Below are 14,782 nucleotides of genomic sequence, written 5' to 3'. Positions count from 1 at the left end.
ACCTCTATGTTGATTACCGTCTCCGGGCCGGCCGGCAGCGGCAAGAGTACACTTGCCAAGAGTCTGGCCGACGCACTGAATTACGAGCACGTCAGCGGCGGCGACATCTTCCGCTCGCTGGCCGAGGAACGCGGGATGACGCCGCTGGAACTGAACAAGGCCGCCGAGGAGGACGACCAGATAGACCGCGACCTCGACCGGCGACTCAGGGACATCGCCGCCGAGCGCGACGACCTCGTGCTGGAATCCCGTCTGGCCGGCTGGATGGCCGGCGAGTACGCCGACATGAAACTGTGGCTGACAGCGCCCCTGGACGTGCGCGCCGACCGCATCGCGACCCGCGAGAACAAGCCCTTCGAGCAGGCCAAGACCGAGACGAAAGAGCGCGGCGAGAGCGAAGCCCAGCGCTACAGCGACTACTACGACATCGACTTCGACGACCTCTCTATCTACGACCTGTCGGTCAACACCGCCCGCTGGGACCCGCAGGGCGTCCTGAGCGTGACGCTGCACGCCGTCGAGTCGTACAGTCCCGACGGCGACGAAGGGAAGGCACCGGTCGAGAACATCCGGTACGAGTTCTGAGCCGATGACGCTCCGTGCCCCGCCCGACGAACGGGATCTGGATTCGCTTCGGTCCTTCGGTGTCGTCAACCTCGATAAGCCCCCGGGACCCTCGGCCCACCAGGTCGCGGCCTGGATTCGGGACGCCACTGGCCAGGACCGGGTCGCTCACGGCGGGACGCTCGACCCGAAGGTGACCGGCTGTCTCCCCGTGTTGCTCGGCGACGCCGCCCGGATGGCGCAGGTGTTCGACGACGCGGTCAAGGAGTACGTGACGGTGCTGGAGCTCCACGACCAGGCCCCGGCAGACATCACGGACATCGTCGCCGAGTTCGAGACGGACATCTACCAGAAGCCACCTCGGAAAAGCGCGGTGAAGCGCCAGTTGCGCTCTCGCCGAATTCACTCGCTGGACGTGCTTGAACGCGAGGAGCGCCGCCTGCTTCTCCGGGTGCGCTGTGAGTCGGGGACATACATCCGGAAACTGTGCCACGATATCGGACTGGCAGCGGGAACCGGCGCACACATGGGTGACCTCCGACGGACGGCGACGGGGACCTTCGACGACGCGTCGCTGTCGACGATGCACGACCTCGTGGACGCGCTCGCGTTCGCCGAGGAGGGGGACGAGTCGGAGGTGCGCGAGATTATCCAGCCTGCAGAACGCGCGCTGGTCCACCTGCCGCAGGTCATAATTGCGCCCAGCGCCGCCCGCGAAGTCGCCGAGGGTGCGCCGGTGTACGCGCCGGGCGTCATCGAAGCCGGCCCGGCCGAAGTAGGTGACGCGACGGCTGAGATGGGGTCGCAGGTCGTCACCATTACTCCCGGTGGCGTTGCAGTCTGTCTCGGAACGCTCGTTGGCGACCCGGACGCAGCTGATGGCCTTGTTGTCGAAATCGACCGCGTGCTGGTATGAGCGGGCGTGCTGGTGCCGGCGGCGGTCGTGCTGAGCGGGATGCGCACGTCGCGGGAAAAACTAAGACCGTCTCCAACATAGTATTAGCATGGACCGATGGGTCGACCCCGACGAGGCCGACCCGGCGCAGTGGCGTGGAACAGGACCGTACGACGACCTGCGCCGGGGCGCTGAGACGGTCTCGGTGCTCGAACGCGCCCTCCGGACGCCGTTACCGTATCAGCACGAGGTCGACGTTCACCACGACGACGACGTCGCCGAACAGTTTCAGTCCAGTGAGTACGAGCACGCACGCGTCGTCTACAACAGCGGCGTAGACGCCAACCGACGAATAAAGCTCCTTACCCGCGGGGTGCTGTGGGGTGGCGGTGAGACACACCAGCGGTTCCAGGCACAGTACCGCCGCCCGCCGCCGCCGACTGAGACCGTTCCGTTCGGAGAGTACACCGTCTGGAGTCGGTACCAGTACGGGACCATCGAGCGAACCGATAACGGCCTGACGTTCACCGAGAACGACGAAAACCCGGACGAATCGCTCCGAGAGCTCGACTGGGGGACTCTGTTCGACCCGGTTCAGGAACGGCTCGCGGAACTGGAGCTGGTCCGGAACCCCACCTTCGGCAAGTACCGTCTCGAGGAACTCGACGAGTGGGAGGCCTACCGCACGCGGTTCCAGTACGACCCCGGGGCGTTCGCTGTCGACCCCTGATTAGTGGCTGTATAATAAACCGGGGAGAAGGCGTTGGCTACGGTCATGACGCACCTACTGACCACGGCCCCGCTCCAAGCCGGCGGCGGGTTCCTCGAACTGGCCCTGCTGTTTCTCGTCCTCGCCGTCGTCGCCGGACTGGCTGGTCTGGGCGGTATCGCGGGGCTCAGCATGCGAATCGCGAAAATACTTGTGGTCGTTTTCCTCGTCCTGATGGTCGTCAGCTTCCTCCTGTGATACCAGTGTCGGTGGACAGTGTCACCGCCAGACCGTTTCTGAATCCTTTTATTTACGTGACGACTTCTATCGGGTATGACTGAGCAGGACGCAGCCGACGACGCGGCCGCGACCGAGGAGTCGACCGCGAGCGAGGCGCAAGCGGACGGCGACGCGGATTTCGAGGACGTGCCCGAGGGCGGCAACGCGGATGAGGTTGACCTGGGCGAGTTCGATATCGACGACGAATTGGTCGACCGGGTCGCCAAATCGGATCCTGAAGACATCGCCCGCGAACTCTCCGCGCTACGGTCGCGCGTGGACAGCCTCGAATCGCAGGTCGAACAGCAGGACGACGACATCGAGGAGCTGGAGGAAAAGCTCAAACGCAAGCAAGCGGAGTTCCAGAACTACAAAAAGCGGATGGACAAGCGCCGCGAGCAGGAACAGAAGCGTGCCACCGAAGACCTCGTAACGCGCCTGCTCGACGTTCGGGACAATCTGGAGCGCGCGCTCGAACAAGACGAGGACACTGATATCAGGGGCGGGGTCGAGTCCACGCTTCGCCAGCTTGACGACGTGCTCGATGCCGAGAACGTCGAGGTTATCGACCCCGATCCCGGCGGAGACGTCGATCCGACGCAGCATCAGGTGCTTGCCCGCGTCGACAGCGACCAGCCCGACGGAGCAATCGCCGATGTCCACCGGCCGGGCTACGAGATGGCCGACAAAGTGTTGCGCGAGGCACAGGTCACAGTCAGCGAGGGCGAGGAATAGCGGGCGATATCAACGGTATAGCGGTCGTATAGCGGTACATTAAATAATCACCGGTCAGAGGAGACTATCGAGTATAAAACCGCCCGGAGGAGGTCCCTTTGTCCGTTTTTCCAATCAGTACATCTAGCAACTTTTAACCGGCCCAATCCGCTATGAGCGGGTAAGATGGCGAGCAACAAGATTCTGGGTATCGACCTTGGGACCACGAACAGCGCGTTCGCGGTCATGGAAGGTGGCGACCCTGAAATCATTGTCAACGGCGAAGGCGAGCGGACAACACCGTCCGTCGTCGCGTTCGACGACGGCGAGCGACTCGTTGGGAAACCGGCGAAGAACCAGGCGGTAAAGAACCCCGACGAGACGATCCAGTCGATCAAGCGCCACATGGGCGACGACGACTACACGGTCGAACTGGACGGAGAAGAGTACACGCCGGAACAGGTCTCGGCGATGATTCTGCAGAAGATCAAACACGACGCCGAGGAGTACCTCGGCGACGAAATCGAGAAGGCCGTCATTACGGTCCCGGCATACTTCAACGACCGCCAGCGCCAAGCGACCAAGGACGCCGGCGAGATCGCCGGCTTCGAGGTCGAACGCATCGTCAACGAGCCGACCGCGGCCGCGATGGCCTACGGGCTGGACGACGAGTCCGACCAGACCGTCCTCGTGTACGACCTCGGCGGGGGGACCTTCGACGTGTCCATCCTCGACCTGGGCGGGGGCGTCTACGAGGTCGTCGCCACGAACGGCGACAACGACCTCGGTGGCGACGACTGGGACCACGCCATCATCGACTACCTCGCCGACGAGTTCGAGGCCGAACACGGCATCGACCTGCGCGACGACCGGCAGGCCCTCCAGCGGCTGACCGAGGCCGCCGAGGAGGCCAAAATCGAGCTCTCCTCGCGCAAGGAGACCCGCATCAACCTCCCCTTTATCGCGACCACCGACGACGGCCCGCTGGACCTCGAACAGAAACTCACGCGCGCGAAGTTCGAGTCGCTCACCGAGGACCTCATCGAGCGCACCGTCGGCCCGACGGAGCAGGCCCTGGCCGACGCCGACTACACGAAAAGCGACATCGACGAGGTCATCCTCGTCGGCGGGTCGACGCGGATGCCCCAGGTCCAGGACAAGGTCGAGGAGATGACCGGCCAGGAGCCCAAGAAGAACGTCAACCCCGACGAGGCCGTCGCGCTGGGCGCGGCCATCCAGGCCGGCGTCCTGAGTGGCGACGTGGACGACATCGTCCTGCTCGACGTGACGCCGCTGTCGCTGGGCGTCGAGGTCAAGGGCGGCCTGTTCGAGCGCCTCATCGAGAAGAACACCACTATCCCGACCGAGGAGTCCAAAATATTCACCACCGCCCAGGACAACCAGACGCAGGTCCAGATTCGCGTCTTCCAGGGCGAGCGTGAAATCGCCGAGGAGAACGAACTGCTCGGCGCGTTCGCGCTCTCGGGCATCCCGCCGGCCCCTGCGGGCACGCCCCAGATTGAAGTGTCGTTCAACATCGACGAGAACGGTATCGTCAACGTCGAAGCCGAGGACAAGGGCTCGGGCAACAAGGAGGACATTACCATCGAAGGCGGTGCCGGCCTCTCCGACGAGCAGATCGAAGAGATGCAACAGGAGGCCGAACAGCACGCCGAGGAGGACGAACAGCGCCGCGAGCGTATCGAAGCCCGCAACGAGGCCGAGGCGTCCGTCCGCCGCGCCGAGACACTCCTCGACGAAAACGAGGAGGAGATAGACGACGACCTCCGGGCCGACATCGAGGCCAAAATCGAGGACGTCGAGGAAGTCCTCGACGACGAGGACGCCACGAAAGAAGACTACGAGGAAGTCACCGAGACCCTGAGCGAGGAACTGCAGGAGATCGGGAAGCAGATGTACCAGGAGCAGGCCCAGCAGGCCGCCGGCGGCGCTGCGGGCGCTGGTCCGGGTGGCGCGGCCGGAGCCGGTCCCGGTGGGGCTGCCGGACCGGGCGGCGCGGCCGAGCAGGGCGAGGAGTACGTCGACGCCGACTTCGAAGACGTTGACGAAGACGAATAGGGCAGATCACATCGCTTGGGTCGGGACAGCGGACCGGAAGCCGACCAACTGGCAGGCCATCCCCGAACCGTGACCGACTGAACGGTCACGCCGGTTCGATGTCGTACGGTGAGTGGCCGAAACAGAGTTTAGTGGCGGCAGTGACCGTTCGTCGTCTGTCTGCACGTCGGTTGAACTGACGAGCGAGAATCGTCTGACCGGAACGCCCCCGCAGAAGTTACTGTGCTGTGGAGCCAGTCCAGTTGCGACAGGAGCACAGTTGCGTGTAGGATATCACGGTCCGTACGGCGTTGCATCGAAGCAGCCACAGCCTCGACGAGAGGGCCGATGTTCTAGTCAAGCAAACTGAGTTTTCGACCCATATATAAGTAACCTGACCTGTAAATTAAGCGTAGAATTAATACGTTTGACCAACACAGTTCTAGTAATGAGTGGGTCCGACAGCCAGCCCGACCGGCCATCTGACGACCCGGACACCCTCCATGCGGAGTTCGACTGGAACGCAGTCTCGCCGTCAGTAGCAGTCGTACAAACGGTCGCGATCGCGGCTGACCGAGAGGCAACAGAGCTGTCGCCCCTCATCGAAACGCTCGATCCGGACGCACTCGATCAACTATTTGTTCAGTCGTCAGGGCCGGACAGTACCGTCTCACTCTCGTTTCAGTTGGGCAAGTACGCAGTAACCATGACCGGAACCGGGGACGTGTATGTCCGCACTGAGTCTGTCCGTCTGTGACTGCGCGGGAGAATGAACACCACCGTCGAAGCCCAAAAACGCATCTCCAAAACGCTCTGGCGACCCTCCCTGTGAGGAAGCAGTCAGCCGGTCTCGTTCCCGAGCGTTACTGTATCGAGCGTCGTTGTCCGTTCGGCCGGCGCGCCGAGCGGGCGGCCGGTCCAGCGGACCGCGACGGTGTCGCCAGCGTCGAGGTAGAAGCCGACCGAGACGTCGCCATCAAGGTAGTTACCGTCACCGTTCGAGTCCACGCGCGGGTCGTCAACGACGACCGTATCGCTAGAGTCGACGGGCAATTGGTCCGGCCCGGCCCACGTCAACGTTATCGAGCGGTTCTGGTCGGCGTCGGTAACGACAAGCTCCAGCGCGTGCGTACTGGTGTCGGTAAGCCGGTCCCCGCCGGTGTGGGTGAGCGTGACCGCTCCCGCCTCAGCGTCGAACTCACCCTCAATGGTAACCGACGGGGACGCCGTCCGCAGATCAGCGCCGGGGCCGACGACGAGGGCGACCAGCCCGACGACGGCCAGCGCCGCGAGCCCCCAGACTGCGACTCGCTCGACCGTGACGAGACCCCGGTGACCGCGCGACGACTCAGGACTCATTGCCAGAATCCTCCCTCGGCACGGAAATAAGCGCCCCGGTACGGGTCGAACACTACTAGTCGGCAACCCGTTCTTTTGAAGTAGCTCAATCGTCTAAGCCTTGTACAACGAATGAGTCAGGATTTCTACGAGATACTGGGTGTCTCTCGGGACGCCTCCGAAGACGAGATCAAGGAGGCCTATCGAGAGAAAGCCCGGGAGTACCACCCGGACGTGAGCGATGACCCCGACGCCGAGGAGAAATTCAAGCAGGCCAAGAAGGCCAAGGAGGTCCTCACCGACGAGGAGAAGCGCCAGATGTACGACCAGATGGGCCACGAGCGCTTCGAGCAGGCCGAGAAGCGCGGCGGCGCTGGCGGTGGCGGCGGCCGCGGCGGGATGGGTGGAGACCCCTTCGGTGGCGGCGCTGGCGGTTTCGATATGCAGGATATCTTCGACCAGTTCTTCGGTGGCGGCGGCCGCGGCGGGCGCGGTGGCAGTCGACGGCGACAGGGACAGGACCTCCAGACGCGGCTGGAAATCGACCTTGAGGAGGCCTACAACGGCGCGACGAAGCAACTGAACGTCACTCGGCCGGAAGCCTGTGACGACTGTGGCGGGACCGGTCATCCGCCGGGGGCCGACTCGGAGACCTGTCCGGAGTGTAACGGGCAGGGCCAGACGACGCAGGTCCAGCAGACACCGATGGGTCGGGTTCAGCAGACGACGACCTGCCGCCGGTGTGAGGGCGAGGGGACGCTATACGATGAGACGTGTTCGACCTGCCGGGGTAATGGCGTGGTCCAGAACGACGCGACGCTCGAGGTCGAGATTCCGTCCGGTATCGCCGACGGACAGACGCTCCGGATGGAGCGCGAGGGCGCGCCCGGCGAGAACGGCGGCCCGAACGGCGACCTGCTCATCGAGGTGAACGTCCGCGACCACCCGAACTTCGAGCGCGACGGCGACGACCTGCAACACCAGCAGGCCATCTCATTCCCGCAGGCCGTCTTCGGCGACACCATCACCGTCCCGACGCTGGACGGCGATGTCGAGGTCGACGTGCCAAGCGGTACCCAGAGCGGTGAGGTGTTCCGCCTAGAGGGCAAGGGAATGCCCCGCCTCCGCCGCCGCGGCCGGGGGGACCTCTACGTGCAGGTGCAAGTCGTCACGCCCGACAGCCTCAACGCCGAGCAGAAGGAGGCCCTCGAACAGTTCGCGGAGGCCGGTGGCGAGGAGGTCGACGTCGAGGAAGGTTTCTTCGAGAAGCTGAAGAACTCGCTGTAGTCAGCCGTCGCTCGCCGATGTCCCGTTTGCTCCGGATTGGCCCTCGTATTTCGCAAGCGCCGACGAGAGCGCGGCATCGGCGTCGATGTCGAGTTGCACGCACAGCGCAAGCAGTGCAAATAGAGCGTCGCCGAGTTCCGCTTCCCGTACCGACAGTGCCGCCGAATCAGTGCCGTAGCCGGTCGTCTCGTTGACTGCGGCCGCAATGTCACCGAGTTCAGTCACGACATCGAGCAGTCGGTAGGCGGGCGGCGTGTCGATGTCGCTCCGGCTGAGTACGTCAGCGATTTGTTGCTGTCGTTTCATTTACAGGCAGTGGAGGACCCTATCCACATCCGCTTTGTGGCCGCGCTGTTTTTCATCGGTGGAGCCGAACGACAACGTATGCAGGTACTCGGTGACCTTGTCGCGCAGGCCCGCGACCGCGACGGCGTCCTCTTTCGTTCGCCGGAGCGGGCGACGCCGTACAGCTACTCCGATTTCGCCACGAACGCCTGGAAAGGCGGGAATCTGCTGCGGCATTACGGCGTCCGGCACGGGACGCGGGTCGCCGTCGTCGTGGGTCCGAAAGAGCCGACAGACGGGGACCGACCGGGCTACCTTCGAGACGCCCCGGACGCACTACTTGCCTTCCTCGCGGCGGCGCTCGACGGGGCGATTGTGGATATGGACCCGCCGAATGCGGTCGACGCGACAGCGCTCGTCGCGCCGGCAGCGTGGCTCGACCGCTACACGCAGGGACCAGGAACCAAGGGACTGGCCTACGGTGGTCCGGTCGATGACCCGACAATCGCCCAATTCGAGCGAGAACTGTGGAGCGAGAACCCGCTTCAGCCACCGGGAGAGGTCGCGCCTGACGACGCGGTGCTGGCGGCCGACAGGACCTACACGCACGGCGAGCTCATGGCCGAGAGCGGCCGTGTCGTCGCCGACTACGACATCGACGCAGAGACGACTGTCGCGCTTCGGGCACCGATGACGACTGCAGGCGCGGTCGTCGCCGGATTGCTCGCGCCGATGCGGGCCGGTGCGACAGTTGTGTTCGGCGGCGACGAGGAAGCCGATATCGCTGTTGCTGACCGGAACGTACCTGAGGAGATCGTTGTTCGACCGGGCGACGCGACGCCGTCGTAGCAACCGGGCGGACGTTCGTCATTGATATCCTCAGCGGGTACGCGGCACTCGCCGTGTTGGTGTGGACAAGAGACGGAACCGCCCGGCAGTCAGTTGGAGGCCGCTGTTGCTTTCTTAAAGAATATATTTGTCCGGCCACAAGCGGGCGTATGGATTTTGACTTCGTGTCAGCGGTTGCCCCACTCGTCGTGATTGTTGCCGTCGCGGCGGTCGCGCTCACGAGGGTAATGACTTCCTCGACAGTGTTCATGATGGTGCTGCCCTCGATGATCGTCTTCTCGGTCATCGCGTTCTTCTTCGGAATGAAACACGGCGAGTTCCGCGCCAGTCCGTAACAGCCGCTCTCAGTCCGCGTGGTCACAGAACAACGGCCTGAGTTCCTCCGATTTCAACGCCACTCGGTTACCGGCAGGGCTGCGTGTTGGCTGGTGTATAGGCCTGTCTGAATACCCTCTGTCAGACGACAAAACCACATTATTTTCGGAAAGTACTTCGTCGGACGTAACACCGGGCTGTCGCTGGAGACGGGGTCGTCTACACGGTGGCTTTGCCGTCACTCAGTCGGGCGGACGAAGTCCGCGAGCGTCACCAGTAGGCCGAGCAGCCAGCCCAGTGGGATGGAGATGCCGAGCCAGATGATGACGTAGGCGATGCCTTCCCGGTCGAAGTTTTCGATGAAGAACTCCGCGACGCCGACGGCGGCCAGCACCTCATAGAGGAACCACCGGGACAGCGAGTCGCTTGCGGGAATGACGACCGAGGCGACAGTCGTCGAGTACAGCGCGGCGACGACCGGCGGCAGGAAGATAGCGGTCATAGCGAACGGATACGCCAGCGCGACGGTCGTCCCGCGGCCACCGACCCGCCGGAACGTGACAGCCAGTGCAGCCGACAGTGTCGCAACGCCGCCGGCGACAGCGACGGCGGTGAACCCACCTGACACGAGGTTGATGCTCCCCGGTTCGAGTCGCGCGAGAGCCGCCAGACCGCCCCAGGCGAGGACCGAAAGGAGAACCACACCAACAACGCCCAGACGGGTCGCCGTGCCGTCGATGCGACGGGTCTGGTAGCGCAGGACGACGCCACACAGTACTAGCGGATACACCAGCGCGATGACTGGGACCCCGAGCGCAGACCAGAGGTGATAGAGAGCCAGCCCGATAGAGGTGTCTGGCGTCCACGTGCCGAGGACGGTGTCGTTAGCGTTTCGCTGACGCGGATACACGAGTTCCATCCACGTTTCGTGTAATCTATTGAGGTCGATACGAATCCCGCCGACGACCCCGTGGCTTCCGGTAGACATACCGGTGGTTTCGTTCTACCGGCGTTAAATGTTTCACGGCACCTGTGACTGGTGTGTGATTGCTCTGCCCCGATTCGAAACCGACATATTCAGGACGGGGAGTCCCAAACGGTCAGGTATGACAGACGGTAGAGCGGACGTGTCCCGTCGGGGCTTCCTGCGGACGGCGGCAGGGGCCACGGCTGCGTCGGCCGCAGCAGGCACCGCGACCGCACAGGAAGGCACCGAAGGTGGCGACGGCGGTGGCGGCGGGGGGCCGCCGGATTTCGGCGGATTCCTCGACCAGGTTGGAAACTACGATGGCTCGGTCGTCGATGCGACCGGACAGGACACGGCGACAGTGGAAGTCGGCGTGCAGGCAAACGGCGGCGCCTTCGGCTTCGGCCCGGCCGCGATCCACGTCGACAACGGCGCGACCGTCCAGTTCGAGTGGACGGGCAACGGCGGCGGCCACAACGTCGTCTCGGACGGCGAGGGCCCGCTTGACTCCGGGAGCGCTGTCTCCAGCGCCGGCGTCAACTACGAACACACCTTCGAGGAGGACGGCATCTATCCCTACGTCTGCGTACCACACGAAGGGCTTGGGATGAAAGGAGCTATCGTCGTCGGCACCGACTACCCGACGAAGTCCTCCGGTGGCGGCGGTGGTGGTAGTGGGAGCTCCGGCCCGCCGGAAGTGCCAAACAGCGCGAAAACGCTCGGTGTCGCGACCTCGTTCGTGATGGTCGCGACGCTCGGCCTCGCGTACTTTTTCATCCGGTACGGCGGCGACTACGAGACGCCCGAGTAACGCTCCGTCACCGCGTTACACCGAATCCGGGCCGGCGTGAATCTCCAAATCGACGTCCCGTTTCTGTCCTTCGAGGTCCTCCACGACACGTTCGACGATTTTGGTCGCTTCCTTGCGGATGAGCGGCTTGACTTTCTCGATAACCCAGTCCATCGAAACCAGTCGGGGGAGGTCGATGGCACTGCTCGAGGCCGACCCGGGGTCGAACGCGACGTGAAACCGCACCCGTGACGCCGACTGTACGTTCGCCGGGACGCCGTCCGGACCCGGTTCGACTGCCCAGTGTCCTTCGGCGTCGATGTCTTTGACGATCCGCCAGTCGATGCGCGTCGGTGGCGAAACGTCAGTTACCTCCGAGCGCGCAGTGTAAGAGAGCTTCCACCACGAAAACACGAGGTCGTAGTTCGTCCCCGGCGAGCCGTCGCCGTCCTGTACCACGCGGTCGAGATACTCCGAGTATTGTGCGTAGCCCGGGAAGTCCAGCAGAAACTCGTAGACTTCTTCGGGTGGGACATACACGACTGTGCTGACCTCGACTTCGTCCACGTCTGTGACACCGGATGTACTGACCGTAAACTTTCGGGCATAGAGCCGGGTCCGTGGCAGCGATTTTTGCCGTAACATTTCCACAGAGCATAATATCGAACAGAAAATATTATCATCCTGTATTGGGTACAGTGGTAGTACCATGAGTACATCCGATATCCAATCTGCTGATACCGACAGCGAATATGAGAGTGGCGGATGGGAAGCCGTCCGCGATCTCCCGCCGAGCGCGAAACTCGTCGCAAAAGTCTTGGAGTACAACGAGACCTTGACGCAGAGCCAGCTCGCCGAGGAGACGCTACTGCCGCCACGGACGGTTCGGTACGCCCTCTCCCGTCTCGAAGATGTCGGCGTCATCGAGTCCCGGTTTTCCTTCGCCGACGCTCGCAAACGGATCTACACGCTTCAGGTCGAGTAAGCGCACCCTGTATTCTGGGTCAAGAACCGCTTTACCCTGCCTTGTCGCCCGTTCACAGTGTGAGGACAACGTTGATTAGTCAGCCTCACAAGACATCTGGTATGAAAGTCGTCCTGATTGGTGTCGGGCAGGCTGGTGGGAAAGTGACCCAGTCGCTTGCCCAGTTCGATTACGACATGGGGTTCAATGCTGTTCGGGGAGCCCTCGCCGTTAATACGGCACGAGCAGACCTCCAGAACCTCGATATAGACACGGCCCTCATTGGACAGGACCGCGTGAAAGGTCACGGCGTCGGCGGTGACAACGAACTCGGCGCCCAGATTATGCAAGAGAACGCCACTGAAGTGCTCGACGAACTCGACGGCCGCATCACGACCGAGGCCGAGGCCATCGTCGTCGTCGCCGGCCTCGGCGGTGGCACTGGTTCAGGTGGCGCACCGATGCTCGCCCGCGAACTCAAGCGTATCTACGAGAAGCCGGTGTACGTCCTCGGCATCCTCCCCGGCCGGGACGAGGGTGGCCTCTACCAGGCCAACGCCGGTCGGTCGCTCAAGACCGCTGCCCGCGAGGCAGACTCCCTCCTGCTCGTCGACAACGACGCCTGGCGGGGCAGCGGCGACAGCGTCGCCGCCGGCTTCGAACGCGTCAACGACGCTATCTCACAGCGCGTCGGCCTGCTGTTCGCCTCCGGCGAGGCAGTCGAGGGGGTCGGCGAAAGTGTCGTCGACTCCTCGGAAATCATCAACACGCTCAGAGGCGGCGGCATCGCCTCTATCGGGTACGCCAGCGCAGAGGCCAGCGAGGACGCCGGCGAGAACGTCAATACTATCACCAGCGTGACACGGAATGCCCTCCTTACGAGCATGAGCCTGCCCAACGCGGTCAAGGCCGACTCGGCCCTCCTCGTCGTCGCGGGTGACCCCGAACGCCTCTCGCGAAAGGGTATCGAACGAGCGCGCCGCTGGGTGGAAGACGAGACCGGGAGTATGGAGGTCCGGGGCGGGGATTTCCCACTCGGTTCGGATAAAGTCGCGTCGCTCATCGTTCTTTCGGGCGTCGAACGGTCCGAACGGGTTAACGAATTTATGGACCGCGCTAAAGAAGCAGCGAACTCACAGGGCGCAACGACCGATCCGGACGAGTTCACGAACGACGAGCTGGACGGCCTGTTCTGACTGCTCCGGGCCTCAGAATCACCCGACCGCAGCAGGGGCCTCAGGCGAGGCTGCTACCGTCGAACTGGGCGCGGTCGAAGTCGTGGTCGAGGAGGTCGAGAATTGTCGGCGCGATGTCGTAGAGGTCGGCGTCGTCGATGCGGACGTCCGGGTCATCGACGAGCAACGTCGCGTTGTCGAAACTGTGCATGCCGTTTCGCGGCCCGACGCCAAACACGTCCTCGGAGCCCTTGAACCCGGCTTTCAGGTCGAAGCCGTGGTTCGGAACGACGGTAAGGTCCGGCGCGATGTCGTCGTGGTCGCCGCGGAAGGCGTCCTCTTTGGTGACCACGCGGTCAGCGACCTTCTTGCCGTCCGGGCCTTCGAGTTCTTCGAGACGCTGTTTGAGGTCGGCGCGGACGGACTCGTACATGTCCCGCGGGACGCCGCCGTTCGGTTCACGGTCCTCCAGGTTGATGTAGAAGCGGCCGGGGATGAGCGAGTAGGCCTTCGTGCCCTCGCTTATATCGCCGAGTTCAGAGTGGTCGTCGTCCGCGTAGTCGAGCCACCCCTCCTGCTGGAGCCACTCGTTGAAGTGGACCTCGTAGTCAAGCGAGGTGAACCCGTGGTCCGAGGCGACGACCATTGTCACGTCGTCGGGGAGTCGGTCGCGCAGGTCGCCGAGGTAGGCGTCGACCTGTTTGTAGAACTCAAAGAAGGCCTCCTGGTTCTCGCCGTCGCGCTCGTAGTCTTTGAACAGGAAGTGGTTGACCCGGTCCGTGGTCATGAACACGCCGAAAAACAGGTCCCAGTCGTCCTGTTCGACGTAGTGTTTGAACGTCTCGTAGCGCTTTTCGAGCGTCTTGTGCGCGTCTTCGACGAAGTCGCTCTTGTCGTCGTCGTGGCCGAGTTTGGCGTTGACATCGATGCGGTAGTCGTTTTCCTGGAGGTGGTCCCGGAGTTCGTCCGGGTAAGCGGCCTTGTCGACGCCGGGCGATAGGAAGCCTGACACCATCCGCTGGACGTTGCGCTGTGGCGGGAAGGTCACAGGGACGTTGAGCACCGTCGCGTTGCGGCCGTCGTCGGTGACGCGGTCCCAGAGCCGCGTCGCCTGCACGTCACGCCCCATCGGGACGTAGGTGTCGTATGAACCAACTTCCCGGTCCTGGAAGCCGTACACGCCGGTCTGTCCGGGGTTGACGCCGGTCGTCAACGCTGGCCAGCAGGCGCTAGACTCGGGCGGAACGATGCTGTCGATGGGGCCGGCGCTTCCGTCCGACGCCATCTCCGTAAGGTTCGGAAACACGTCAGGGTGTTCGTCGATGAGGCTGAACGGTACGCCGTCAATGCCGAAGAAGGCAACACGCGGTGCGTCGTCGCCCTTCAACCGGTCGAATAATCCCATACGACCCGTTAGTCAGGTCAGGAACAAGAAACTTCTTTTCGGGACCGCGTCACCGAAAGCGGCAAAATCATCGTCACAGCAGCCTGGTCAGGACGACCGGTCCGCGTTCTCCGGAACCACGGTTAGATGTGCGATTCCGGGTGTAGACCGTCGCTCGATTCGCGGAACGACAGTCGTGTGGTCCAGCG

General features: G+C 63.4%; 18 protein-coding genes. 13 read left to right on the top strand and 5 right to left on the bottom strand.

What is annotated here, in order from left to right; translation table 11 throughout:
- Positions 1-6: 6 nt before the first annotated feature.
- The 7 genes from BVU17_02860 (at position 7) to BVU17_02830 (ending at position 5,976) form a co-directional block, all read left to right on the top strand.
- Entirely contained in the window at positions 7-585 is a 579-nt protein-coding gene (locus tag BVU17_02860) for a cytidylate kinase (GenBank protein AUG46508.1), read from the top strand.
- A 4-nt stretch (positions 586-589) separates the two neighbouring features.
- Positions 590-1,480 carry a tRNA pseudouridine(55) synthase TruB gene (locus BVU17_02855; GenBank protein ID AUG46507.1) on the top strand — a complete coding sequence of 297 codons (891 nt, stop codon included), beginning with the start codon at positions 590-592 and terminating at the stop codon, positions 1,478-1,480.
- Between the two features lie 88 nt (positions 1,481-1,568).
- Positions 1,569-2,189: a hypothetical protein gene (locus BVU17_02850; protein ID AUG46506.1), complete on the top strand. Its 621-nt coding sequence runs from the start codon at positions 1,569-1,571 to the stop codon at positions 2,187-2,189.
- A 45-nt stretch (positions 2,190-2,234) separates the two neighbouring features.
- Positions 2,235-2,426 (top strand): hypothetical protein, encoded by a 192-nt coding sequence (locus BVU17_02845; protein ID AUG46505.1) that lies wholly within the window; start codon positions 2,235-2,237, stop codon positions 2,424-2,426.
- Positions 2,427-2,501: 75 nt separating this feature from the next.
- A complete protein-coding gene (locus tag BVU17_02840; protein AUG46504.1) occupies positions 2,502-3,182 on the top strand; it encodes a nucleotide exchange factor GrpE in 681 nt (226 codons plus the stop codon).
- Positions 3,183-3,347: 165 nt separating this feature from the next.
- On the top strand, positions 3,348-5,240 hold the full coding sequence (locus tag BVU17_02835; protein ID AUG46503.1) for a molecular chaperone DnaK: 1,893 nt from the start codon (positions 3,348-3,350) through the stop codon (positions 5,238-5,240).
- 427 nt (positions 5,241-5,667) lie between these two features.
- Entirely contained in the window at positions 5,668-5,976 is a 309-nt protein-coding gene (locus BVU17_02830) for a hypothetical protein (GenBank protein ID AUG46502.1), read from the top strand.
- An 83-nt stretch (positions 5,977-6,059) separates the two neighbouring features.
- Here BVU17_02830 and BVU17_02825 read toward each other — a convergent pair whose 3' ends face one another.
- Positions 6,060-6,578 (bottom strand): hypothetical protein, encoded by a 519-nt coding sequence (locus tag BVU17_02825; GenBank protein AUG46501.1) that lies wholly within the window; start codon positions 6,576-6,578, stop codon positions 6,060-6,062.
- Positions 6,579-6,689: 111 nt separating this feature from the next.
- On the opposite strand from BVU17_02825, the gene BVU17_02820 reads away from it, so the two are divergent.
- A complete protein-coding gene (locus BVU17_02820) occupies positions 6,690-7,844 on the top strand; it encodes a molecular chaperone DnaJ (protein ID AUG46500.1) in 1,155 nt (384 codons plus the stop codon).
- On the opposite strand, the gene BVU17_02815 is transcribed toward BVU17_02820, so the two are convergent.
- Positions 7,845-8,150 carry a nucleotide pyrophosphohydrolase gene (locus BVU17_02815; GenBank protein ID AUG46499.1) on the bottom strand — a complete coding sequence of 102 codons (306 nt, stop codon included), beginning with the start codon at positions 8,148-8,150 and terminating at the stop codon, positions 7,845-7,847.
- Positions 8,151-8,228: 78 nt separating this feature from the next.
- Here BVU17_02815 and BVU17_02810 point away from each other — a divergent pair, with 78 nt between their 5' ends.
- Positions 8,229-8,978: a hypothetical protein gene (locus BVU17_02810; protein ID AUG48821.1), complete on the top strand. Its 750-nt coding sequence runs from the start codon at positions 8,229-8,231 to the stop codon at positions 8,976-8,978.
- Between the two features lie 149 nt (positions 8,979-9,127).
- Complete coding sequence (locus tag BVU17_02805; GenBank protein ID AUG46498.1) at positions 9,128-9,313, top strand: hypothetical protein; 186 nt, start codon at positions 9,128-9,130, stop codon at positions 9,311-9,313.
- A gap of 218 nt (positions 9,314-9,531) precedes the next feature.
- Here BVU17_02805 and BVU17_02800 read toward each other — a convergent pair whose 3' ends face one another.
- On the bottom strand, positions 9,532-10,281 hold the full coding sequence (locus tag BVU17_02800; GenBank protein ID AUG46497.1) for a hypothetical protein: 750 nt from the start codon (positions 10,279-10,281) through the stop codon (positions 9,532-9,534).
- Positions 10,282-10,399: 118 nt separating this feature from the next.
- Here BVU17_02800 and BVU17_02795 point away from each other — a divergent pair, with 118 nt between their 5' ends.
- Positions 10,400-11,071 carry a halocyanin gene (locus tag BVU17_02795; protein AUG46496.1) on the top strand — a complete coding sequence of 224 codons (672 nt, stop codon included), beginning with the start codon at positions 10,400-10,402 and terminating at the stop codon, positions 11,069-11,071.
- Positions 11,072-11,086: 15 nt separating this feature from the next.
- On the opposite strand, the gene BVU17_02790 is transcribed toward BVU17_02795, so the two are convergent.
- Positions 11,087-11,617 carry a polyketide cyclase gene (locus tag BVU17_02790; GenBank protein ID AUG48820.1) on the bottom strand — a complete coding sequence of 177 codons (531 nt, stop codon included), beginning with the start codon at positions 11,615-11,617 and terminating at the stop codon, positions 11,087-11,089.
- Between the two features lie 142 nt (positions 11,618-11,759).
- On the opposite strand from BVU17_02790, the gene BVU17_02785 reads away from it, so the two are divergent.
- Together BVU17_02785 and BVU17_02780 are read left to right on the top strand one after the other, a co-directional pair.
- Complete coding sequence (locus tag BVU17_02785; protein ID AUG46495.1) at positions 11,760-12,035, top strand: ArsR family transcriptional regulator; 276 nt, start codon at positions 11,760-11,762, stop codon at positions 12,033-12,035.
- Positions 12,036-12,136: 101 nt separating this feature from the next.
- Entirely contained in the window at positions 12,137-13,210 is a 1,074-nt protein-coding gene (locus BVU17_02780; protein AUG46494.1) for a cell division protein, read from the top strand.
- A gap of 40 nt (positions 13,211-13,250) precedes the next feature.
- On the opposite strand, the gene BVU17_02775 is transcribed toward BVU17_02780, so the two are convergent.
- Entirely contained in the window at positions 13,251-14,594 is a 1,344-nt protein-coding gene (locus BVU17_02775) for a nucleotide pyrophosphatase (protein ID AUG46493.1), read from the bottom strand.
- Positions 14,595-14,782: the final 188 nt, after the last annotated feature.

Source organism: Haloarcula taiwanensis, from assembly GCA_002844335.1.
Classification (GTDB): domain Archaea; phylum Halobacteriota; class Halobacteria; order Halobacteriales; family Haloarculaceae; genus Haloarcula; species Haloarcula taiwanensis.
Note: the sequence above shows the minus strand (reverse complement) of the source record. Positions and strands in the feature narration are given on the sequence as shown.

Bases quoted from the DNA above. Each gene is read 5' to 3' on its own strand.
- BVU17_02775 (AUG46493.1), bottom strand. From the start codon at position 14,594: ATGGGATTATTCGACCGGTTGAAGGGCGACGACGCACCGCGTGTTGCC.
- BVU17_02785 (AUG46495.1), top strand. From the start codon at position 11,760: ATGAGTACATCCGATATCCAATCTGCTGATACCGACAGCGAATATGAG.
- BVU17_02830 (AUG46502.1), top strand. From the start codon at position 5,668: ATGAGTGGGTCCGACAGCCAGCCCGACCGGCCATCTGACGACCCGGAC.
- BVU17_02805 (AUG46498.1), top strand. From the start codon at position 9,128: ATGGATTTTGACTTCGTGTCAGCGGTTGCCCCACTCGTCGTGATTGTT.
- BVU17_02780 (AUG46494.1), top strand. From the start codon at position 12,137: ATGAAAGTCGTCCTGATTGGTGTCGGGCAGGCTGGTGGGAAAGTGACC.
- BVU17_02825 (AUG46501.1), bottom strand. From the start codon at position 6,578: ATGAGTCCTGAGTCGTCGCGCGGTCACCGGGGTCTCGTCACGGTCGAG.
- BVU17_02850 (AUG46506.1), top strand. From the start codon at position 1,569: ATGGACCGATGGGTCGACCCCGACGAGGCCGACCCGGCGCAGTGGCGT.
- BVU17_02810 (AUG48821.1), top strand. From the start codon at position 8,229: ATGCAGGTACTCGGTGACCTTGTCGCGCAGGCCCGCGACCGCGACGGC.
- BVU17_02860 (AUG46508.1), top strand. From the start codon at position 7: ATGTTGATTACCGTCTCCGGGCCGGCCGGCAGCGGCAAGAGTACACTT.
- BVU17_02835 (AUG46503.1), top strand. From the start codon at position 3,348: ATGGCGAGCAACAAGATTCTGGGTATCGACCTTGGGACCACGAACAGC.
- BVU17_02855 (AUG46507.1), top strand. From the start codon at position 590: ATGACGCTCCGTGCCCCGCCCGACGAACGGGATCTGGATTCGCTTCGG.
- BVU17_02795 (AUG46496.1), top strand. From the start codon at position 10,400: ATGACAGACGGTAGAGCGGACGTGTCCCGTCGGGGCTTCCTGCGGACG.
- BVU17_02800 (AUG46497.1), bottom strand. From the start codon at position 10,281: ATGTCTACCGGAAGCCACGGGGTCGTCGGCGGGATTCGTATCGACCTC.
- BVU17_02845 (AUG46505.1), top strand. From the start codon at position 2,235: ATGACGCACCTACTGACCACGGCCCCGCTCCAAGCCGGCGGCGGGTTC.
- BVU17_02820 (AUG46500.1), top strand. From the start codon at position 6,690: ATGAGTCAGGATTTCTACGAGATACTGGGTGTCTCTCGGGACGCCTCC.
- BVU17_02815 (AUG46499.1), bottom strand. From the start codon at position 8,150: ATGAAACGACAGCAACAAATCGCTGACGTACTCAGCCGGAGCGACATC.
- BVU17_02840 (AUG46504.1), top strand. From the start codon at position 2,502: ATGACTGAGCAGGACGCAGCCGACGACGCGGCCGCGACCGAGGAGTCG.